The organism is Curtobacterium sp. 458 (assembly GCF_030406605.1).
GTDB lineage: Bacteria > Actinomycetota > Actinomycetes > Actinomycetales > Microbacteriaceae > Curtobacterium.
On the sequence record NZ_CP129104.1, the window covers coordinates 2,094,192 to 2,113,005 of the forward strand.

The 18,814-nt window shown below is 71.6% G+C and carries 22 protein-coding genes; 11 read left to right on the plus strand and 11 right to left on the minus strand.

The annotated features are described in order from the left end of the window. Positions 1-75 precede the first annotated feature (75 nt). The 3 genes from QPJ90_RS10450 to QPJ90_RS10460 all read left to right on the plus strand — a co-directional run bounded on the left by QPJ90_RS10450 (position 76) and on the right by QPJ90_RS10460 (position 2,899). A complete protein-coding gene (locus QPJ90_RS10450; RefSeq protein WP_290131181.1) occupies positions 76-1,599 on the plus strand; it encodes an MFS transporter in 1,524 nt (507 codons plus the stop codon). 109 nt (positions 1,600-1,708) lie between these two features. Beyond that, positions 1,709-2,239, plus strand: a complete 531-nt coding sequence (locus QPJ90_RS10455; protein WP_290131182.1) for a flavin reductase family protein — start codon at positions 1,709-1,711, stop codon at positions 2,237-2,239. A gap of 45 nt (positions 2,240-2,284) precedes the next feature. Further along, entirely contained in the window at positions 2,285-2,899 is a 615-nt protein-coding gene (locus tag QPJ90_RS10460) for a superoxide dismutase (RefSeq protein ID WP_058725055.1), read from the plus strand. A 110-nt stretch (positions 2,900-3,009) separates the two neighbouring features. On the opposite strand, the gene QPJ90_RS10465 is transcribed toward QPJ90_RS10460, so the two are convergent. Further along, a complete protein-coding gene (locus QPJ90_RS10465) occupies positions 3,010-3,585 on the minus strand; it encodes a TetR/AcrR family transcriptional regulator (protein ID WP_290131183.1) in 576 nt (191 codons plus the stop codon). 141 nt (positions 3,586-3,726) lie between these two features. On the opposite strand from QPJ90_RS10465, the gene QPJ90_RS10470 reads away from it, so the two are divergent. Next, positions 3,727-4,701: a PfkB family carbohydrate kinase gene (locus QPJ90_RS10470; RefSeq protein ID WP_290131184.1), complete on the plus strand. Its 975-nt coding sequence runs from the start codon at positions 3,727-3,729 to the stop codon at positions 4,699-4,701. A 14-nt stretch (positions 4,702-4,715) separates the two neighbouring features. On the opposite strand, the gene QPJ90_RS10475 is transcribed toward QPJ90_RS10470, so the two are convergent. The 5 genes from QPJ90_RS10475 to upp form a co-directional block, all read right to left on the minus strand. Further along, positions 4,716-6,158 (minus strand): serine hydrolase domain-containing protein, encoded by a 1,443-nt coding sequence (locus QPJ90_RS10475; RefSeq protein WP_290131185.1) that lies wholly within the window; start codon positions 6,156-6,158, stop codon positions 4,716-4,718. Next, positions 6,155-7,504, minus strand: a complete 1,350-nt coding sequence (locus tag QPJ90_RS10480) for a deoxyribodipyrimidine photo-lyase (protein ID WP_290131186.1) — start codon at positions 7,502-7,504, stop codon at positions 6,155-6,157. Before QPJ90_RS10480 ends, QPJ90_RS10475 begins: the two co-directional genes overlap by 4 nt. Next, positions 7,501-7,983, minus strand: a complete 483-nt coding sequence (locus QPJ90_RS10485) for a MarR family winged helix-turn-helix transcriptional regulator (RefSeq protein WP_290131187.1) — start codon at positions 7,981-7,983, stop codon at positions 7,501-7,503. Before QPJ90_RS10485 ends, QPJ90_RS10480 begins: the two co-directional genes overlap by 4 nt. 422 nt (positions 7,984-8,405) lie before the next feature. After that, entirely contained in the window at positions 8,406-9,173 is a 768-nt protein-coding gene (locus QPJ90_RS10490; protein WP_290131188.1) for a winged helix-turn-helix domain-containing protein, read from the minus strand. Positions 9,174-9,700: 527 nt separating this feature from the next. Beyond that, positions 9,701-10,336 (minus strand): uracil phosphoribosyltransferase, encoded by a 636-nt coding sequence (gene upp, locus QPJ90_RS10495; RefSeq protein ID WP_213147038.1) that lies wholly within the window; start codon positions 10,334-10,336, stop codon positions 9,701-9,703. 76 nt (positions 10,337-10,412) lie between these two features. On the opposite strand from upp, the gene QPJ90_RS10500 reads away from it, so the two are divergent. Continuing rightward, complete coding sequence (locus tag QPJ90_RS10500) at positions 10,413-10,844, plus strand: nucleoside deaminase (protein ID WP_290134207.1); 432 nt, start codon at positions 10,413-10,415, stop codon at positions 10,842-10,844. 58 nt (positions 10,845-10,902) lie between these two features. Here QPJ90_RS10500 and QPJ90_RS10505 read toward each other — a convergent pair whose 3' ends face one another. Both QPJ90_RS10505 and QPJ90_RS10510 read right to left on the minus strand, forming a co-directional pair. Further along, on the minus strand, positions 10,903-11,277 hold the full coding sequence (locus QPJ90_RS10505) for a hypothetical protein (RefSeq protein ID WP_290131189.1): 375 nt from the start codon (positions 11,275-11,277) through the stop codon (positions 10,903-10,905). Between the two features lie 65 nt (positions 11,278-11,342). Next, positions 11,343-12,299, minus strand: coding sequence for a cation diffusion facilitator family transporter (locus tag QPJ90_RS10510; RefSeq protein ID WP_290131190.1), 957 nt, complete (start codon positions 12,297-12,299; stop codon positions 11,343-11,345). A 60-nt stretch (positions 12,300-12,359) separates the two neighbouring features. On the opposite strand from QPJ90_RS10510, the gene proC reads away from it, so the two are divergent. Then, positions 12,360-13,190 carry a pyrroline-5-carboxylate reductase gene (gene proC / locus QPJ90_RS10515; RefSeq protein ID WP_290131191.1) on the plus strand — a complete coding sequence of 277 codons (831 nt, stop codon included), beginning with the start codon at positions 12,360-12,362 and terminating at the stop codon, positions 13,188-13,190. Positions 13,191-13,298: 108 nt separating this feature from the next. Here the strand turns inward: proC and QPJ90_RS10520 are convergent, their stop codons facing one another. Together QPJ90_RS10520 and QPJ90_RS10525 are read right to left on the minus strand one after the other, a co-directional pair. Beyond that, positions 13,299-13,985, minus strand: a complete 687-nt coding sequence (locus QPJ90_RS10520; RefSeq protein WP_290134208.1) for a TrkA family potassium uptake protein — start codon at positions 13,983-13,985, stop codon at positions 13,299-13,301. Between the two features lie 16 nt (positions 13,986-14,001). Further along, positions 14,002-15,408: a potassium transporter TrkG gene (locus QPJ90_RS10525; protein WP_290131192.1), complete on the minus strand. Its 1,407-nt coding sequence runs from the start codon at positions 15,406-15,408 to the stop codon at positions 14,002-14,004. Between the two features lie 101 nt (positions 15,409-15,509). Between QPJ90_RS10525 and QPJ90_RS10530 the strand changes: the two genes are divergently transcribed. From QPJ90_RS10530 to QPJ90_RS10550, 5 genes are all read left to right on the plus strand, one after another. Beyond that, on the plus strand, positions 15,510-16,025 hold the full coding sequence (locus QPJ90_RS10530) for a metalloregulator ArsR/SmtB family transcription factor (RefSeq protein ID WP_290131193.1): 516 nt from the start codon (positions 15,510-15,512) through the stop codon (positions 16,023-16,025). A 177-nt stretch (positions 16,026-16,202) separates the two neighbouring features. Continuing rightward, on the plus strand, positions 16,203-16,397 hold the full coding sequence (locus QPJ90_RS10535; RefSeq protein WP_022902482.1) for a helix-turn-helix domain-containing protein: 195 nt from the start codon (positions 16,203-16,205) through the stop codon (positions 16,395-16,397). 135 nt (positions 16,398-16,532) lie between these two features. Then, positions 16,533-16,631: an AURKAIP1/COX24 domain-containing protein gene (locus QPJ90_RS10540; protein ID WP_003792170.1), complete on the plus strand. Its 99-nt coding sequence runs from the start codon at positions 16,533-16,535 to the stop codon at positions 16,629-16,631. Between the two features lie 129 nt (positions 16,632-16,760). Beyond that, positions 16,761-17,015 (plus strand): glutaredoxin family protein, encoded by a 255-nt coding sequence (locus QPJ90_RS10545; protein WP_290131194.1) that lies wholly within the window; start codon positions 16,761-16,763, stop codon positions 17,013-17,015. Continuing rightward, the gene (locus QPJ90_RS10550) at positions 17,012-17,305 is read left to right on the plus strand and encodes a Dabb family protein (protein WP_290131195.1); all 294 of its coding nucleotides are present in this window, start codon (positions 17,012-17,014) and stop codon (positions 17,303-17,305) included. Before QPJ90_RS10545 ends, QPJ90_RS10550 begins: the two co-directional genes overlap by 4 nt. A 105-nt stretch (positions 17,306-17,410) precedes the next feature. On the opposite strand, the gene aspS is transcribed toward QPJ90_RS10550, so the two are convergent. Continuing rightward, on the minus strand, positions 17,411-18,751 hold the full coding sequence (aspS, locus tag QPJ90_RS10555; protein ID WP_290131196.1) for an aspartate--tRNA(Asn) ligase: 1,341 nt from the start codon (positions 18,749-18,751) through the stop codon (positions 17,411-17,413). Positions 18,752-18,814 lie beyond the last annotated feature (63 nt).

Genomic DNA, 18,814 nt, shown 5'->3' on the forward strand with positions numbered 1-18,814 from the left:
CCGCGCCCCGTCCCGGACCACCCCCACCGAAGTGCCGTCGACCTGGTCCGGCTCGAAGTCCTCCAGGAGTCCTGCGTGTCCGCTCTGCTCACCAGCTCGGTCCCCACCGTCGCCACCGGCAGCCGCGCCCGACGGTTCGCCGCGCTCGCCGTGCTGATGCTCCCCGTGCTGCTCATCTCGGTCGACAACACCGTGCTGAGCTTCGCCCTCCCGTCGATCAGCCGCGCCCTCGACCCCGACGCCACGACCCAGCTGTGGATCGTCGACGCCTACCCGCTCGTCCTCGCCGGCCTCCTCGTCGTGATGGGGAGCATCGGCGACCGGATCGGACGACGCCGCATCCTGGTCGTCGGTGCCACCGGCTTCGCGCTGCTGTCCGTCGCGGCCGCCTTCGCCACCGACGCCTGGATGCTCGTCGCCGCCCGGATCGCGATGGGCGTCTTCGGTGCGATGCTCATGCCGGCGACGCTCTCGATCATCCGCAACGTCTTCACGGACGCGGGGGAGCGGCGGATGGCGCTCGCCGTCTGGTCGACGATGTTCGCTGCCGGCAACGCGCTCGGACCGCTCGTCGGCGGGGTGCTCCTCGCGCACTTCCCCTGGGGCAGCGTGTTCCTCGTCGCCGTGCCGATCCTCGTGCTCATGCTCGTCGGCGTGCCGTTCTTCGTCCCGGAGTCACGCGACCCCGCGCCCGGGCCGGTCGACGTGCCGAGCATGCTGCTGTCCCTCGGCGCGCTCGGCCCCGTCGCCTGGGCGATCAAGTCGGTCGTGCACCCGGAGGAGCGGGGGCTCGCGATCGCGATGCTCGCGGTCGGCGTCGTGTGCGGCATCGCCTTCGTCCGCCGGCAGCTGCGCTCCCGCACGCCCATGCTCGACCTGACGCTGTTCCGCAGCACGGCGTTCACCGGCAGCGTGCTCATGAACCTCGCGGCGATGTTCTCGCTCACCGGGTTCCTGTTCTTCATCGCGCAGCACCTGCAGCTCGTGGCCGGGCTCGACCCGTTCACCTCGGGCGTCGTGCTCATCCCCGGCTCCGTGCTGACGATCGTCGCCGGCCTCGTCGTCGTGCCGATCGTCGCCCGTGTCGCGCCGCGCTGGGTCGTCGCCGTGGCGCTGCTGTTCTCCGCGGCCGCGTACGCGATGGTCGCGGTCCTGGGGCACCACGCCACGGTGGTCGCCCTCGGGTTCGCCTTCGTGCTGCTCGGCATCGGGATCGGCGCGTCGGAGACGGTGACGAACGACCTCATCATCTCCACCGCTCCCGCCGACAAGGCCGGTGCGGCGTCCGCGCTCTCGGAGACGGCGTACGAGATCGGGGCCGTGCTCGGGACGGCCGTGCTCGGCACGATCCTGGCGACCGCCTACCGTGCCCACGTGGCGGTGCCCGACGGGCTGTCCTCCACCGCGCACACCGCAGCGCAGGAGACCCTCGGCGGAGCGGTCTCGGCGGCTGCTGACCTCGGCGGCTCGGCCGGCGAGGCGTTGCTCGCCTCGGCCCGGGCGGCGTTCGACTCCGGCGTGACGATCACCGGTTCGGTGGCCGCGGTGCTCATGGTCGTCGCCGCGTCGGGTGCCGTGGTGATGCTGCGCCGTCGGTAGCGGGACACACGGCGCGCCCGGGATCGCCGGAACCTGTGAATCGTTGACCTCAACCCCGGTTCAGGTCCTACGTTGGGACCTGGCCGCGATGCACGCGGTCGACCCCCCGATGACAGGAACGACCACGACCACGATGTCCGACGCGCCCGCGAACCTCGCCGAGGCCTACAAGTCCGCCTTCCGGGGCCATCCCGCCGGCGTCGCCGTCATCACCGCTGAGGGCCCCGACGGCCCGACCGGGCTCACGGCGTCGAGCGTCGCGAGCGTGGCGATCGACCCGCCGGTCCTCGTCTTCTCGCTGTCGACGAACTCCGGGTCCGCCGGCGTCGTCCTCGGCGCCCCGATCTTCGTCGTGCACCTCGTCGACTCGCTCGGCGTCGCGCTGGCGAAGCGGTTCGCGAGCACCGGGAGCCCGGCCGCGGACGACCCGATCTGGGGCACGCTGCCCTCGGGGGACCGCTACCTGCCGGGTGCCGCGACCGCGCTCCGGTGCCGGCCGCTCTCGACGACACCGATCGGCTCGTCGACCGTCGTCGTGGCCGAGGTCCTCGACATCGTCCTCGGCCTCGAGCACGGCGAGCCGCTCGTCTACCACAACCGGGAATTCCACTCCCTCACCGACCGTTCCCGGCTCTCGTGAGCCGCGGGACACCGTTCCGCCAACCACCGATCGAAAGGACCCCACATGGCTGAGTACACCCTGCCGGAGCTGCCGTACGACTACGCGGCGCTCGAGCCGCACATCAGCGGCAAGATCATGCAGCTGCACCACGACAAGCACCACCAGACCTACGTGACGGGCGCCAACACCGCGCTCGAGCAGCTCGCCGAGGCACGCGAGTCGGGCAACCTGGCGAACGTGAACAAGCTCGAGAAGGACCTCGCGTTCAACCTCGGTGGCCACGTCAACCACTCGATCTTCTGGACCAACCTCGGCCCCGACACGAAGGTCCCGGAGGGCGAGCTCGCCGCGGCGATCGACGAGTTCTTCGGCTCGTTCGAGAAGTTCCAGGCGCAGTTCACCGCCGTCGCGACCGGCATCCAGGGTTCCGGCTGGTCGGTGCTCGCGTGGGACCAGGTCGGGCAGAAGCTCACCACGTTCCAGCTCTTCGACCAGCAGGCCAACGTGCCGCTGGGCGTCGTGCCGATCTTCATGCTCGACATGTGGGAGCACGCCTTCTACCTCGACTACCTCAACGTCAAGGCGGACTACGTCAAGGCCGTGTGGAACATCGTCGACTGGGAGAACGTGGCCGCGCGCTTCGCGAACGCGAAGTCGCAGAGCTTCGTCACGCTCTGAGTCGTGTGCAGCGGGTCGCGTGACGCGACCCGGAGACGGACGGGAGGGACGGTGCCGGACGGCACCGTCCCTCCCGTCCGTTGCACGTTGTGCGGAGTCGTTGCTCCCCGCTAGGCGACGGGCACCTGCGCTCCGGAAGCGAGCCGGTCGGCGATCGCGCGGAGCGCGCCGTCGACGTCGGTGCCGTCCGGGTCGACGAGCGCTGCCCACTGCGCTCCCCGTGCGGCGCAGACCGCCTCACTCGCTGCCTGTTCGGCATCGGGAGTCGCGTAGCCGTGTGCCCTGCACCACTCGGCGACGGCGGCGAGGTGACCGTGGTGCACGAGACGCTCGCGCTCCCGCCCGTCGAGGGTCTCGACCGCGCCGAGCTCGAACGTGAGCCGTGCGGCGAGGAACCGATCGCGGTGCTCGAGCCCGCCGAACACCGCGATCAGCCAGTGGCGCAGCGCGGCGGGGCCCGCGTCGGGCACGAGGCGGAGGTCGGCGAGGTCTCGGTCGAGGTGCTCGACGACGGCGTCGATCAGCGCCTCCCGCGAACCGAAGTGGTACACGATCGGGTACGCGCTCGTCCCGAGGACCCGGCCGAGGCTCCGGACAGAGACCGCCTCGAGCTTGGTGTCGTGCAGGTGCTCGGTGACCTTCTCGATGATCGCGGGCTTGAGCGTGGGATCGGGCTTCCTGGGCACGGGTCCTCCGGGGCTGCTGGCACGGCCGCCGTGTGCGACCACCAGAAATATTACCGTACGTGCGATGCATTCGAGATGGCGGAGCCTGAGTGATCCGCGAGAAAAGAGGAGCAAAGCTCGTGTCCACGTACACTAGGGCGGATGTCCACGTCCCACGAGCACGCTGTGCCGCCACGAACGCCCGTACCAGGGCGGGCGCAGCCTGCTGACCGAGGACGGCGTCGGGGCGCCGGGAAGCGCTTCCTGGTCGTCGGCGACGTCCTCGACGGCATCCTCGTGCACACCACCGCTGACGCCATGGGCCTGCACGACCCGGCCGCCACCATCCGCCACCGCGCGGTCGGCGCCGGGGGGAACACCGCGACGTGGTTGGGGTGGCTCGGTGCCGAGGTCGACCTGGTGGCCCGGGTGGGCGTCGACGACGTGCACCGACACGAACGAGGACTCGAGGACGCCGGAGTCCGTCCGCACATCCGCTACGACGCTCGTGCGAGCACCGGGACCGAGGTCTCCGTGCGGAACCGGAACGGGCGCACGGCGATGTCCGACCCGGCGGCCACGGGCCTCCTGTCAGCGGCCGACGTGCCGCCCGACCTGGTCGCCCGCGCGGACATCGTGCACCTGACCGGCGCGGGCATGCTGTCCGGCGGCGGGGTGGACCGGCTCGCGGAACTCGTGGCGTGCGCCCGCTCGGGACCGGCCCGGGTGTCGCTCGACCCGTCGTCGCCGTCGGTCGTCCGGGCGCTCGGTGCCCCGGCGTTCCTCGAAGCCCTCGCCGGGGTCGACGTGCTGTTCCCCGGACGCGAGGAGACCCTGGCGCTCACGGGAGCCGCCGATCTCCGTGAGGGTGTCCGGCGGCTCACCGAACACGTCCCGCTGGTGGTCGTGACCGTCGGAGCGGACGGCGCCGTCGTGGGGCGGCCGGGGCGGAGTCCGCAGCGGGTGGCGGCCACGCCGGCGACGGTCGTCGACACGCTCGGGGCGGGGGACGCCTTCGCCGCCGGGTTCCTCCGCGCCTGGGCGACCGACCCGGTCCGGATCGGGTCGGCCGCGCGCGAGGGCGGACGGGTCGCTGCACGGGCGCTCGGCTTCGTCGGCGGTCGTCCGCCGGTCTGACCTCCGGTCGCTGCTCAGGCCTCGTTGGGCTCGGCCGTCACCGTCATGGTCTGCACGAGGCCGGCGGCGAGCGGCGCGAGTCGGATCTCGACCCGGAGTCGACCACCCGCGCCGGGGAGCCACCACCGCAGGTGCGTCGGCGCGACCGAGCGCTCCTCGGCCGGTGCCGCCGTGAGGTCGGCGCCGACGGCAGCGGCGGCCTCGGCCAGGTGTCGACGCCGGCGCTCGTAGGGCTCGTCGAGCGCGACGTTCGGCGAGAGGATCCGATCGGCGAGGGCGTCGTCCCAGTCGGCGAGCAGGGTGGAGACGCGGCGCTGCGCCTCCCGGGTCTGCGGGAGCACCGCGACCTCGGCCGCGACCGGACCTCGTGCAGACCGCCCGGTCTCGCGCTCGCGCTCGCGTGCGTCGAGCAAGAGGTCGAGGGCCTCGGTGGCGGCCTGGGATACCTTGGCCTGCGTCGCGTTCTCGAAGGCGACGACGCCGATGCCGTGCCGGGTGGACCAACGCATGTGGGCGGAGAAGCCCGGGTACCCGCCGGAGTGCGAGGCGATCGGACCGTGACGGTCGTCCTGCTCGACGAACAGCCCGAACCCGTACGCCGTCGCACGGGTCGAGCCCGGGACGACGACGGGCGGGACGACCCGCATCGCCTGCTGCATGAGCCGTCGATCGGCCGGTGCCACGGGCCCGGGTTCGGGCCGGTCCGCGAACGCCGAGGCCAGGTGACCGCCCCACCGAGCCAGGTCCGAGACCGTCGAGTAGAGGCCGCCGATGGAGGAGAAGGCGCCGGGGCCGGTCAGCGGCAGCGGCTCCCAGGTACCGGCGTACGGCCGGACCCCGGTCACGACGAAGCCGTTCGAGTCCTCGGCGGAGAACACCGTGTCGTGCAGGCCGAGCGGGCGGAGCACCCGGTCCGTCGCCGTCGCGGTGTAGGGCTCGTCGGACACGACCGCGACGACCCGACCGAGCAGGGCGTACCCGAGGTTCGAGTAGGCGAACCCGGTGCCGGGGACGCTGTCGAACAGCAGCCCGTCGGTCAGCACTGCGTCCAGCTCGTCGTCGCTGATGGACTCCTGACGGTCTGCCCAGGGGTCATCCGTCGGGAACCCGGCGGACATCGTCAGCAGCATCCGGACGGTGGGCACGGGGGAGTCCGTCGTCGGGAGCTCGACCGCGCGGAACGCCGGGACGAAGTCGGTGACCGGGGCGTCGAGGTCGAGCCGGCCGTCGGCGACGAGGGTGAGCAGGGTCGCCGCCGTCACGCTCTTCGTGCACGAGGCGATCCGGTAGACCGTCGAGGCATCGGGCGCGGTGCCGTCACCGCGGTCGCCGTGGCCGCCCGACGCCACGAGTCCGCTCGGGTCGAAGACGCCCCAGACCGAGCTCGGGGCCAGGCCCCGTGCGACGCGGTCTCCGAAGACGGCGTCGACCCGGGCGATGACCTCCGCCGTGGTCACGATCGACGCATCCGGTCGTAGGCGCCGAGCGCGCGCTGCCGGGTCTCCTTGAGGTCGACCATCGGCTCGGGTCGGTCCTCGTCCGCGGGCACCCACCGCCGGACGTACTCGCGGTGCGGGTCGAAGCGCTCGAGCTGGCGCTCCGGGTTGAACACGCGGAAGTACGGTGCCGCGTCGAAGCCCGACCCCGCCACCCACTGCCAGTTGCCCGGGTTGTTCGCGGCGTCCGCGTCGACGAGGGTGTCCCAGAACCACTGCTCGCCGACGCGCCAGTCGACCAGGAGGTTCTTCACGAGGAAGCTGCCCGCGGCCAGCCGGACGCGGTTGTGCATCGCGCCGGTGTGCCAGAGCTCCCGCATGCCCGCGTCGACGAGGTCGAAGCCGGTCGTCCCGGTCCGCCACGCGTCGAGCTCGGCGTCCGAGGCGTCGCGCCACGGGAAGCCGTCGAACTCGCGGCGGACGTTGACCGTCGCGATGTCCTCGCAGTGGAAGTACTCGTTCCAGTTGAACTCACGCCACGCGAGCTGCCGGAGGAACGCCGGCGCCTGCTGCCGCTGCGACGGCTCCATCTGTCCGTGCAGGCGGTGCCACACCTGGTACGGGCTGATCTCGCCCCAGCGCAGGTGCGGGGAGAGGCCGCTCGTGGCGTCCATCGACGGCTCGTCACGCTGGTCGTAGTCCTCGAGGGCGTGCTCCACGAAGTGCTCGAGGCGACGGTGCGCACCGAGCTCGCCCGGGGTCCAGGCGTCGCGGAGTCCGGCGGCCCAGTCCGGCTTCGTCGGCAGGAGCGCCCAGTCGTCGAGGTCGTCGCCCGTGACGTCCGCCGCAGCCGGGAGGTCGCGCGGCTTCGGGAGCGGGTGGCGGGGCTCGGGCATCGCCTGGGCCGCGCGCCAGAACGGCGTGAAGACCTTGTACGGCTCGCCCTGGCCGGTCGTGACCGTCCACGGCTCCCAGAGCAGGTTCGCGGCGAAGCTGTGCGCCTCGACGCCGTGGTCGTGGAGGGTCGACTTGATGCCGGCGTCGATCTCGCGTTCGGCGTGACCGTAGCGGCGGTTCCAGAACACCGCGTCCGCCCCGGTGTCCGCGACGAGGGTGTCGATGACCGCGGCTGCGGCTCCGCGCCGGAGCACCAGTCGGGAACCGCGCTCACGCAGTGCGTCGTCGAGGGCGGTCAGTGAGTGGTGGAGCCACCACCGCGCCGCAGCGCCGATCGACCGGACGCCGGGGGACTCGTCGTCGAGGACGTACACGACCGTCAGCGTCCCGCCGTGGTCGATGCCGGCCCGGAGCGCCGGGTTGTCCGCGAGCCGGAGGTCGTCGCGGAGCCAGACGATCGCGCCGGTCACACGGAGGCCGTGTCGGGAGCGGAGCGTCGTGCGGGGATGCCGGTCCCTGCCGCGCGGCGCACCTTCGTGCAGAGCTCGGTGAGGGTGCGGAGCTCGACGTCGGTGAGTCCGGCGCCGAGCTGCGCGGCGATGCTCGCGGCGTGCTGGACCGCGACCGCGCGGTAGACGTCGAACCCGTGCGGGGTGAGGGCGACGTAGACGCCGCGTGCATCGGTGGGGTCGGGCTGCTTCTCCACGATGCCGCGCGAGGCGAGGCGGTCGACGAGGCGGCTCACGCTCGGCTGGGTGAGGAGGAGGTGGCCGGTCAGGTCACGCATCCGCGACCGTCGACCCGGCTGGGTGGAGAGGTTGAAGCAGACGTCGTACTCGTTGAACGAGATCTCGCCGCCGGGGAACTCCGCGTTGAGGTTCCGCATCACCTGTACCTGGGCGCGGAAGAGGGCCTCCCACGCCGTGACCGCAGTGGCCTTGTCGCTCACCTTGCTGCTCCCTCCGGTCCGTCGCCCAACCCTACCGACGACGCCCGACAGACGGACGCCGGTGCCGCCGGCCGGAGCACTGGGGAAGGCACGAGGGCCGGCCACCTTGTCGGCGGCCGGCCCTCTCCCTTGCACGATGGGTGCAGCTCCGGGAAGCACGAGGGCCGGCCGTCCGAAGGCGGCCGGCCCTCTCCCTTGCACGATGGGTGCAGCTCCGGAAAGCACGAGGGCCGGCCATCCGAAGACGACCGGCCCTCTCCCTTGCACCAAGAGTGTCCTGCAATCACATTCCACAGGCGGTGCCACAGCAAACACTGCCTGCAGGAACGACTGTATAACGAAGCGGTAACGGCACGCTAGACCACACGTGCCCCGTTCGCTGCGAGTTCACCAAGAGCGGTCGATGTCCTCGCCGAGAGGCCTCAGAACAGGTCGGGCGACGGCGTCGACGCGTAGCGGACCGCGACGTCGGCGTGGCGGTCGAAGCGGTAGCCGACGCCCCGGACGGTCCGCACGATCTCCTCGAACACGCCGAGCTTCGACCGCAGCCGGCGGACGTGCACGTCGATGGTGCGCTCGTTCGGCGTCTCGTCCTCGCCGTCGGACCACAGCCCGTCGATGATCGCCGAGCGGTCGACGGTCCGGCCCTCGCGGAGCACGAGGAACTGCAGCAGCTCGAACTCCTTGTAGGTCAGCGGTGCCGGCTCGCCGTCGAGCGTGACGCGCTTCCGGGAGATGTCGATCACGACGCCGGTCTCCTCGGGCTCGGGCTTCTCGGCCTGCTTCCGCGCGGCGACGGCGGAGCGGTCCTGCAGGGCGAGCCGGACGACGTCGACGTCACGCCCACCGGAGCCCTCGGCGGCTACGGCGACCGCGGCGTAGGTCTCCGACGTCGGCACGAGCTGCGCCGTCAGGGCCTTGAGCTGCTCGACCACGGCCGCGAGCGTCGTGCCGGCCGCTGCCGCCTTCGCCTCGTCGATCCCGACGTAGAGGGCGAAGCCGCGGGCCTCGGTGCCCTCGGGCAGTGCGCGGTTGCGCTGCGGGGCGACGACCGGGCTCGTGGGCACCGGGCTCGCCTGCGGTGTCACCGGGTGGCGACGGGGACGCAGCGGCGTCACCGTGCCGAGGTCGGTCGGTGCGGGTGCCGAGGTGCGGAGCGGGGTGCGGGGCTGGGCGATGGTGAGCGACATGGCTGGTTCTCCGGGAGGAAGGTCGCGGTGCTGCGGTGCTGCGGTGCTGCGGTGGTGCGACCGGTGTCGAATGCGTCGGCCCGGGTACGGCGGTGTGCCGAGGATCCCCCGCGGTCCTGCTGCGGACCGGGGAGCCCGGGAGTGCGGGGATCGATCGCGTCGGACGCCTGGCGTCGTCGACGTGGTCGTCACCCGGGGATCACGCCTGCGCGACGGGGGTGGGGTCGCGGGGGATCCGGCTGGAACGGGTGCCGATCAGGCACACATTCGACAACGCATGACCGACATCATCGGCATCATCATGCCGACGGTCCCCACTGCTCCAGAGGTGGAGCGCGCCTCGATGAGGACGCGGGCGGACACGGTTGCAGTCATGGATCGAGTATGGGTGGGATACCAACGCGGTGTCAACCGTCCGACCGGACGGTGCGTTCCGCGTCCGTGAACCGGGAACGGACTGAAGGCACGGTGCCAGCTGGCACCGTGCCTCCAGTCCGTCCATCGGTCGCGGATGCGACCGGGGTCGTCTACTCGGCCAGACCGTAGAGGCGGTCGCCCGCGTCGCCGAGGCCCGGCACGATGTAGCCGTTCTCGTCGAGCTTCTCGTCGAGCGCGCCGAGCACGATCGAGACGTTGCGGTCGCCGACGGCCTGCTCGACGGCGGCGAGGCCCTCCGGAGCGCCGAGGATGCACACGCACGTGACCTCTTCCGCTCCGCGGTCGAAGAGGAAGTCGATCGCGGCGGCGAGGGTGCCACCGGTCGCGAGCATCGGGTCGAGCACGAAGCACTGCCGGCCGGAGAGGTCGTCCGGCAGCCGCTCGGCGTAGGTCTGCGGCTCGAGGGTCTCCTCGTTGCGGGCCATGCCGAGGAAGCCGACCTCGGCCGTGGGGACGAGCTTGACCATGCCCTCGAGCATGCCGAGCCCGGCGCGGAGGATCGGGACGACGAGCGGGCGGGGCTTCGCGATGGCGACGCCCATGGTGTGCGCGACCGGGGTGTCGATCGGCGTGGCGGTGACCCGGACGTTCCGGGTGGCCTCGTAGGCGAGGAGCGTGACGAGCTCCTCGGTCAGGGCGCGGAACGTCGGCGAAGGGGTCGTCCGGTCGCGGAGCACCGAGAGCTTGTGCGTGATGAGCGGGTGGTCGGCGACGTGGACTCGCATAGGGTCGAGCCTACCGTGCTGCCGACTGCCTGGAGGTCCCGTGGAAGCACCCGCCGCCCGCCCGTGGGCCGCCGCGATGGAGGCCGCCCTCGCCGAGGCCCGCGCGTGCCTGGCGACCGGGGACGTCCCCGTCGGCGCGGTCGTGGTGGACGCCGCCGGGGCGGTCGTCGCGACCGGGCGCAACGAGCGCGAGGCCCGGCAGGACCCGACCGCGCACGCCGAGGTGCTCGCGCTCCGGGCAGCGGCCGCGGTGACGGGGGACTGGCACCTCGAGGACTGCACGCTCGTGGTCACGCTCGAGCCGTGCGTCATGTGCGCCGGGGCGGTCCTCGCCGCTCGGGTGCCCCGCGTGGTGTTCGGCGCGTGGGACCCGAAGGCCGGCGCGACGGGGAGCGTCTACGACGTCGCGCGTGACCGTCGGTTGCCGCACCGGTCCGAGGTCGTCGGCGGGGTGCTCGAGGCACCGTGCGCGGCCCTGCTGGACGACTTCTTCGGCGCGCGTCGCTGACACCGGCCCGCCGGGCCAGCGGGCCGTCGGGCCGTCGGGCCGTCAGGTCGTCAGGTCGTCACCAGATGACGGCGATGAGGACGTTCACGATCGCGAGCGCACCCGCGGAGTGGAAGAACGGCAGGGCGGCCTTGTCCTTCGCCTGCCCCGCATCGGCCCGCTTCTGACGGGCACGCGCGACGAACGCGAGCACGAGCGCGACGAGGGCGATGACGAGCTTGACCCCGAGCTTGGCGTGGTTCGCGCCGCCGTCCGTCGTCGCGTCGATGAGCCCCATGAGGCCGAGGCCGGTGACGAGCTGCACGACGAGGCCGATCACGATCCAGTTCGTCTCGAAGCCGCCCTTGCGCCGCACCTGGAACAGGAACGAACCGATCACCGCCGCGAGGCCGATGAAGTGGAGGATGAGCAGGACGTCACGCAGCGCGGTCATGCAGCCATCGTGCAACATCCGACATTCGGGCCGCCAGCAAGGGCACCCTCAGTCGACGAGCCCGCTCAGTCGGCGGCGCGGAGGACGATCGCCTCGGTCGGTGGGCGCGGCCCGGTCCGGAGCACGTCCGGCTCGACGTAGATCACCCGGGCGATCGGGACGGCCTGCCGGACCCGGTGCTCGACGGTGTCGATGCCCGCCGCGACGTCACCGAGCCGTCGGTCGCCGTCGACCGCGACCTTCACGCCGACCATGAGCTCGTCCGGGCCGAGGTACAGCGTCTTGATGTGGATGATCGCCTCGACCTCGGGGCCGTCGAGCACGGCCTCCTTGATCCGTGCGACGTCGGCTGCGGTCGCGCCCTCGCCCACGAGCAGGCTCTTCGTCTCGACGCCGAGCACCAGCGCGACGGCGATCAGCAGCACCGCGATGAGGATCGTGCCGATCGCGTCGAACACCCCGTTGCCGGTGATCGCGGTCAGGCCGACGCCGAACAGCGCGAAGACGAGGCCGGTCAGCGCCGCGGTGTCCTCGAGCATGACGACCGGGAGCTCCGGCGCCTTCGCCCGTCGCACGTACTGCACCCACGACAGCGAGCCCTTGTTCGGCCGTGCCTCGCGGAGTGCGGTCCGGAGCGAGAAGCCCTCCAGGCCGATCGCGATGACGAGCACGAGCAGGGGGAGCCACCAGCTCTCGAGCGGGTGCGGGTTCCGCAGCTTCTCGATGCCCTCGTAGAGCGAGAACACGCCGCCGACCGAGAACAGGACGATCGACACGACGAACGCGTACACGTAGCGCTCGCGGCCGTAGCCGAACGGGTGCTCCTCGTCCGCGGCCCGTCGGGCACGGCGGCCGCCGAGCAGCAGCAGGAGTTGGTTCGCGGAGTCGGCGAGGGAGTGCACGCCCTCCGCCAGCATCGACGCCGAGCCGCTGATCGCCGCCGCGACGAACTTCACGATCGCGATGCCGACGTTCGCACCGAGTGCGGCGAGGATCGCCTTCGTGCCTCCGGAAGCGCTCACGGGTACCCCTTCAGTCCTGGCCTGACTGACGATCCTAGGCCGTCGGTAGGGTCGGGGGTCATGACCATCGAACTGCCCCGCACCGCTCTCCTCGGCGTCGGCTCCATGTCCGGCGCGGTCCTCGACGGGCTCCTCGCCGCCGGTCTCGACCCGTCGACCGTCGTCCTCACGACGAAGTCGGAGGAGTCCGCGGCGGCGCACCGCTCGCGGGGTCTCGACGCACACGCGAGCGACACCGAGCCGGACGCCAACCGTGCTGCCGTCCGCGGTGCGGGACTCGTCGTCATCGGGGTGAAGCCGTACATGATCGCCGACCTGCTCGCCGAGGTCGCGGAGGACCTCGCGCCGGGGACGGTCCTCGTCAGCGTCGCCGTCGGTACCACCATCGCGAGCATGGAGGCTGCGGTGCCCGAGGGGGTCCGGGTCGTGCGGGCCCTGCCGAACACGCCGATCGGTGTCGGGCGCGGCGTCACCGGGATCAGCGCGGGCGACTCGGCAGACGAGGACGCCGTCGCGCTCGCCTCGTCGGTCTTCTCCGTGTCGGGCTCGGTGATCGAGGTGCCGGAGTCGCAGCTCGACGCGCTCTCGGCGGTGTCCGGGTCCGGCCCCGCCTACGTGTTCCTGGTCGTGGAGCAGTGGCAGCGAGCGGCCGAGGAGCTCGGGTTCACGCCCGAGCAGGCCGCGACCATGGTGCAGGGCACGCTCAGCGGGGCGGTCGCGCTCCTCGAGTCGTCCGACCGGACCCCGGCGGAACTCCGCCGCGCCGTGACGAGTCCGAAGGGGACCACCGAGCGCGCGGTCGCCGTCCTGCAGGACGCCGACCTCTCGGCGACGCTGCTGCGCGCGTCGCGCGCGGCGATCGCGCGGGCCGAGGAGATCGCGGCCGGCTGAGGCGGGTGCCGTGGTCGCGACCAGACATCGGCCTGGAGGCGCGTGGCGGGCCCGCCCCGCTCCTCCCGGCCGTCACGGGACCGGTCGACGCACCGCGACCCGACCAGCTCACTCCACCGCTGCGAAACGCTCCAGGTCGGCCGTCGCGCCGGAGACGATGATGACGTCGTCCTCGCCGATGATGCTCTCGGGCGTGGCGGGCACGAACGCCTGACCCGGCGTCTTGATGCCGAGCACCGTGAGACCGAAGCGTGTGCGGATGACCGTCGTGGCGAGGTCCTTCCCGCGCACGGCCCGCGGCGGGAACATCTTGACGACGGCGAAGTCCTCGTCGAACTGGATGAAGTCGAGCATGCGGCCCGACACCAGGTGCGCCGTCCGCTCTCCGGCCTCGCGCTCCGGGTAGACGACGTGGTTCGCGCCGATGCGGGACAGGATCACGCCGTGCGAGCGGCTGATGGCCTTCGCCCAGATCTGCGGGATGCCGAGGTCGACGAGGTTCGCCGTGATGAGCACGCTCGACTCGAGGTCGGAGCCGACCCCGACGACGGCGATCGCGAAGTCCTGCGCGCCGATCTGCCGGAGCGCATCCATGTCGGTGGCGTCCGCCTGGACCGCGTGCGTCACCCGGTCGGACCACTTCTGCACGAGCCCCGCGTCCGTGTCGACCACGAGGACCTCGCGGTGCTGCCGCTCGAGCTGCCCCGCGGTCGCGGCACCGAAGCGACCGAGCCCGATCACCAGGACCGGAGCGTCGTGGCTGACGGCGCCGGCGAGCGGGTGGGTGGACGGCAACGGTGCGCGGGTGCGGTCAGCCAACGATCGGCCTCTCCTCGGGACGGCGGAACAACTGCCGGCTCTGGCTGGCGGCGAGGGCTGCGGCGATCGTCACTGTACCGACCCGACCGAGGAACATCGTGGCGGCGAGCACGTACTTGCCCGCCTCCGGGAGCTCGGCGGAGATGCCGGACGAGAGCCCGCACGTGGCGAACGCCGAGATGACCTCGAAGAGGACGCGGTCGAGCGAGTCGCGTGTGATCTGCAGCAGGGCGATCGTGGCGACGGCGACGATCGTCGCACCCCAGAGCACGACGGCGACCGCGACACGGAGCACGTCGCTCGGGATCCGACGGCCGAACGCCTCCATGCTCTGCCGGCCACGGGCCTCGGCCACCGCGGCGAGGAACAGCACCGCGAGCGTCGTCACCTTGATGCCGCCGGCGGTCGAGGCCGAGCCCCCGCCGATGAACATGAGCATGTCCGTGACGAGCAGGCTCGCACCGTGCATCTGCTCGACGTCGATGGTGGCGAAGCCGCCCGAGCGGGTCATGGTCGAGAAGAACAGCGCCTGGAACGCCGTGTGGCCGGCACCGGCCTCGCCGAGTGTCGCCTTGTTGGACGCCTCGAGCGCCGTGTAGACGACCGCGCCGACGACGAGCAGCACGGCGCTCGTGACGAGGGTGAGCTTGACGTGCAGGGACCAGCGGCGCGGCGTGCGGAACTGCTTGGTGATCGTCCGGATGACCGGGAACCCGATCGAGCCCGCGACGACCGCGATCATGATGAGCGTCAGGAACCAGTAGTCGTTCGCGAACGGCGCCAGTCCCTCGGCGTTGGGGGAGAAGCCGGTGTTCGTGAAGGCCATCGCGGCGTAGTAGAACGCGTCGCCGACCGCGGTCCAGAACGGGTAGCCCGCGACGAGCACGGACGGCAGGAGCAGCAGGCCGACCGCGATCTCGATGGTCAGCGTGCTCACCGCGACCGTCGCGAGCAGCGTGCCGACCTCCCCGAGCCGGACGGCCTGCCCCTCCGGCACGGCGCCGTGGTGGGTGCGGAGCGGGTTCGAGTCCCCGGCGGCCATGAGCTTCGCCCGGAGACCGAGACGCCGGGTCACCACGAGGCCGAGGATCGATGCGAACGTGAGCACCCCGACCGCGCCGATCTGGGTGCCGACGACGATGACGACCTTGCCGAACACCGACCAGTGCGTCGCCATGTCGACGGTCGCGAGCCCGGTGACGCACACCACGGACGCCGCCGTGAAGAGCGCGTCGGAGAAGTGCGTGGGGCGCCCGTCCGCGGCGGCCCACGGCGTCATGAAGAGCGACGTGAAGACGAAGATCAGCGCCAGGAACACGAGTATCGCCAGCCGCGACGGACTCGCTCGGAGGACCGCTCCGACCTGGCTCAGGCGACGCCGCGAGGTCGACGGGCCCACGCGCAACTCTTCCGTGTGGTCCAGCATCGTCGTATGCCTCCGGGGACATGGGCGGGTCGGATGGCATGGTACATCCGGGACGGGGCGGATAGCCTTGTCCCATGGCCGACATCTTCTCCGTCGTGGCGGACCCGACCCGACGCGAGCTGCTCGGAGCACTCCTCGCCGCGTACGGCTCCGACGTCACCGGTGGGGAGCTCAGCGTCGGTCAGCTCGTCGAGAAGCTCGGCGTCAGCCAGCCCACCGTGTCGAAGCACCTCCGGGTCCTCCGCGACATCGGCCTCGTGTCCAGTCGCGAGGAGGGGCAGCACCGCTTCTACCGTCTCGACCCGGAGCCGTTGCTGCCGGTCGAGGAGTGGGTGCTGTCGTTCACGGGCGCGGTCGACGCCGACGGCACCCCGGCCACGACCGCGTGGACGCCGGACGGACAACCGGTCTCGGTGCGACGGAACGGAGCCGCGGGCAAGGCCACCGTCGAGGTCGGCACGGAGCTCGGCCGCGTGATGGCCGAGGCGTCCTACCGGGCTTCGGCGGCGCTCACGGGGGCACAGCAGGGTTGGGAGCGCGTGGTCGACCGCGGCCGGAAGCGCTTCACCCGTCGCGGCGACGAGGACTGAGCACGCCCGCTGGTCGGCGTCCGTGCCGCCCGCTCGTCGGCGTCCGTGGCCGAGTCGTGACCGTGTGCCTGGACAGGTGTTCCCACCGGCCTCTACAGTGATCAGAGACCACACAGGTCACACCCAACCCGTGCGTCCGACGCCCGTCGTCCCGCACGAGTCTCCCGAAGGCGGATCATGACCGGCAGTTTCGACGACGTGCGCTTCCTCACCGTGGCCGAGGTCGCGGAGATGATGCGCGTCTCGAAGATGACCGTCTACCGCATGGTGCACGCCGGGGAGCTCCCGGCCATCCGCTTCGGTCGGTCCTTCCGCGTCCCGGAGTCGGCGGTCGCCGACGTCCTGCGCGGGGGCATCGCCGACGTCGGCTGAGCACCCCACCGCGCCGGGTGCGGCCGCTGTGTTCGACAGGACCGGCGCGCTCCGCTAGACTCGGCCGGGTTGATTTTCCGCGGTCCCGACGGGCGCGGTGTCCACACATCAGCATCGTTCCGAGCGAGGTCCACTATGGGTTCTGTCATCAAGAAGCGCCGCAAGCGCATGGCGAAGAAGAAGCACCGCAAGCTCCTTCGCAAGACGCGTCACCAGCGTCGCAACAAGAAGTAAGTCCAGTACTTGCACCCGAAGCCCCGGTCCGCCGGGGCTTTCGTGTTCCCCGGGCACGGCACGACACGGCGGGCCCGCGTACGCCGCGCACGCCGGAGGGCTTCGGACGCAGGCCGGTACGCTGACCCCATGCCCGCCGTGACCCTCCTGACGAAACCCGGATGCCACCTCTGCGACGACGCGAGACCCATCGTCGAGCGGGTCGTCGCCGAACATCCCGGCGTGACGCTGCAAGAACGGTCGATCCTCGACGACGACGCCCTCCGCGAGGAGTACGCCGAGGACATCCCGGTCGTCCTGGTCGACGGGCGTGTCCACAGCAACTGGCACGTCGACGCCGATCGGCTGCACCGTGCCCTCGAGAAGGCAGAGGCCTCCGCATGATCCACCACGTCGTCGCCTGGACCCTCCGCGAGGACGTCGACCGCGACGCCTCGATCGCTCGCGTCCGGGAACTCCTCACGGGGCTCGTCGGCACCGTGTCGTCGATCCGCTCGCTCGAGGTCGTCGAGAACGTCGCCTACCCCGACAAGAACTCCGACCTCGCCGTGGTCGCGACCTTCGACGACCTCGACGGGCTCGACGCGTACCAGGTCCACCCGGACCACCAGGCCGCGGCAGCGGAGATCCGCGGACTGGTCACGGGGCGGGCCGCCATCGACTGGCGGAGCTGAGCCGCGCCTCCCGGCTGATCGCGCCGACCCTTCCGGACCGGAACGGCCCCCTCCCGATCGGGAGGGGGCCGTTCTCGTGTGCAGCGTCCGCGCGGGCGGCTCCGCCTACGGGGTGAGGCGCGTCGGTCCGCGGAAGAGGTACGTGACCTCGCGGATCGACGGCTCGTGCAGCGCGAGCATCAGCACGCGGGCGAGGCCCATGCCGAAGCCGCCGTGCGGCGGGACGCCGTAGCGGAAGAAGTCGAGGTACCAGTCGATCTCGGCGGTGTCGAGACCCTTCTCCTCGGCCTGGGCCGCGAGCCGGTCGACCCGGTGCTCGCGCTGGGCGCCGGTGGAGATCTCCGCGCCGTTGAAGAGCAGGTCGTAGCTGTTCGTGAGCGTCGGGTCGTCTTCGTGGCGCATGTGGTAGTACGGCCGGATCGACGCGTCGTAGTCGGTGACGAACACGAACTCGGAGCCGTGCGTCTCCTTCGCCCAGGCACTCACGCGTCGCTCGCCCTCGGGGTCGAGGTCGCCGTCGGCGCGCACCACGTCGTAGCCGCTGTCGGCGACGATCTTGCGGGCCTCGGCCAGGGTCACGCGCGGGAACGGAGCTGTCGGCACGACGAACTCGAAGCCGAAGACGTCCTCGATCTCCGCGCCGTACTTCTCCTTGACGGCGGTGAACCCGGCGACGAGGACCTCCTCGTGCATGGCCATGACGTCCTGGTGCGACTCCACCCAGGAGATCTCGGCGTCGACGCTCGTGAACTCGGTCGCGTGCCGGCTCGTGAACGAGGGGTCGGCGCGGAAGGCGTCGGCGATCTCGAACACGGCGCCGAACCCGGCCGGCTGGGCCATCTGCTTGAAGTTCTGCGGCGACTGCGCCAGGTACGCGGTGGTCTCGAAGTACTCGAGCTGGAAGAGCTCGGCGCGCGACTCGGAGGCGGAGGCCATGAGCTTCGGCGTGTGGATCTCGATGTAGTCGCGGTCGACCCAGTACGAGCGGAACGCGTGCTCCATCGTCGTCTGGATGCGGAAGATGAGGTTCTGCTTGCGGTTGCGGAGGTCGAGGAAGCGCCAGTCGAGCCGCTTGTCGAGCGACGAGTCGTCCGCGATCGGCGTCTCCGGGATGGCGGCGCTCACGACCTCGAGGGAACCGACCTTGACCTCGAGCCCGCCGAGCTTGACGCGCTCGTCGTGCTTCAGCGTGCCCTGGACGTGCACGAACGTGCCGTGGGCGAGCCCGGAGATCTCGTTCGTGATCGCCAGTGCTGCCTGCGCGGCGGCGTCGCCGTCCTCGGCCTCACGAGTGGCGGGGTTGACGAGCTGCGCGGCGCCGGTCTCGTCGCGGAGGACGACGAACTGCACCTTCTTCTGGTCTCGGACGGTCTCGACCCATCCGGCGACGGAGACGGGGCCGTCGGGGAGCGCGGCGAGTTCGGCGATGCGGGTGCGTTCGATCACGGGGGTCGAGTCTAACCGGCTCGCTCCGCGGCCGCTCCTCCACAGTGGGTGCGCCGGCTCGTT

Coding starts and splice junctions, on each gene's coding strand:
- QPJ90_RS10545 (WP_290131194.1), top strand. CDS start 16,761: ATGCCCGCCGTGACCCTCCTGACGAAACCCGGATGCCACCTCTGCGAC.
- QPJ90_RS10540 (WP_003792170.1), top strand. CDS start 16,533: ATGGGTTCTGTCATCAAGAAGCGCCGCAAGCGCATGGCGAAGAAGAAG.
- proC (WP_290131191.1), top strand. CDS start 12,360: ATGACCATCGAACTGCCCCGCACCGCTCTCCTCGGCGTCGGCTCCATG.
- QPJ90_RS10550 (WP_290131195.1), top strand. CDS start 17,012: ATGATCCACCACGTCGTCGCCTGGACCCTCCGCGAGGACGTCGACCGC.
- upp (WP_213147038.1), bottom strand. CDS start 10,336: ATGCGAGTCCACGTCGCCGACCACCCGCTCATCACGCACAAGCTCTCG.
- QPJ90_RS10490 (WP_290131188.1), bottom strand. CDS start 9,173: ATGTCGCTCACCATCGCCCAGCCCCGCACCCCGCTCCGCACCTCGGCA.
- QPJ90_RS10530 (WP_290131193.1), top strand. CDS start 15,510: ATGGCCGACATCTTCTCCGTCGTGGCGGACCCGACCCGACGCGAGCTG.
- QPJ90_RS10455 (WP_290131182.1), top strand. CDS start 1,709: ATGACAGGAACGACCACGACCACGATGTCCGACGCGCCCGCGAACCTC.
- QPJ90_RS10505 (WP_290131189.1), bottom strand. CDS start 11,277: ATGACCGCGCTGCGTGACGTCCTGCTCATCCTCCACTTCATCGGCCTC.
- QPJ90_RS10500 (WP_290134207.1), top strand. CDS start 10,413: ATGGAGGCCGCCCTCGCCGAGGCCCGCGCGTGCCTGGCGACCGGGGAC.
- QPJ90_RS10535 (WP_022902482.1), top strand. CDS start 16,203: ATGACCGGCAGTTTCGACGACGTGCGCTTCCTCACCGTGGCCGAGGTC.
- QPJ90_RS10460 (WP_058725055.1), top strand. CDS start 2,285: ATGGCTGAGTACACCCTGCCGGAGCTGCCGTACGACTACGCGGCGCTC.
- QPJ90_RS10470 (WP_290131184.1), top strand. CDS start 3,727: ATGTCCACGTCCCACGAGCACGCTGTGCCGCCACGAACGCCCGTACCA.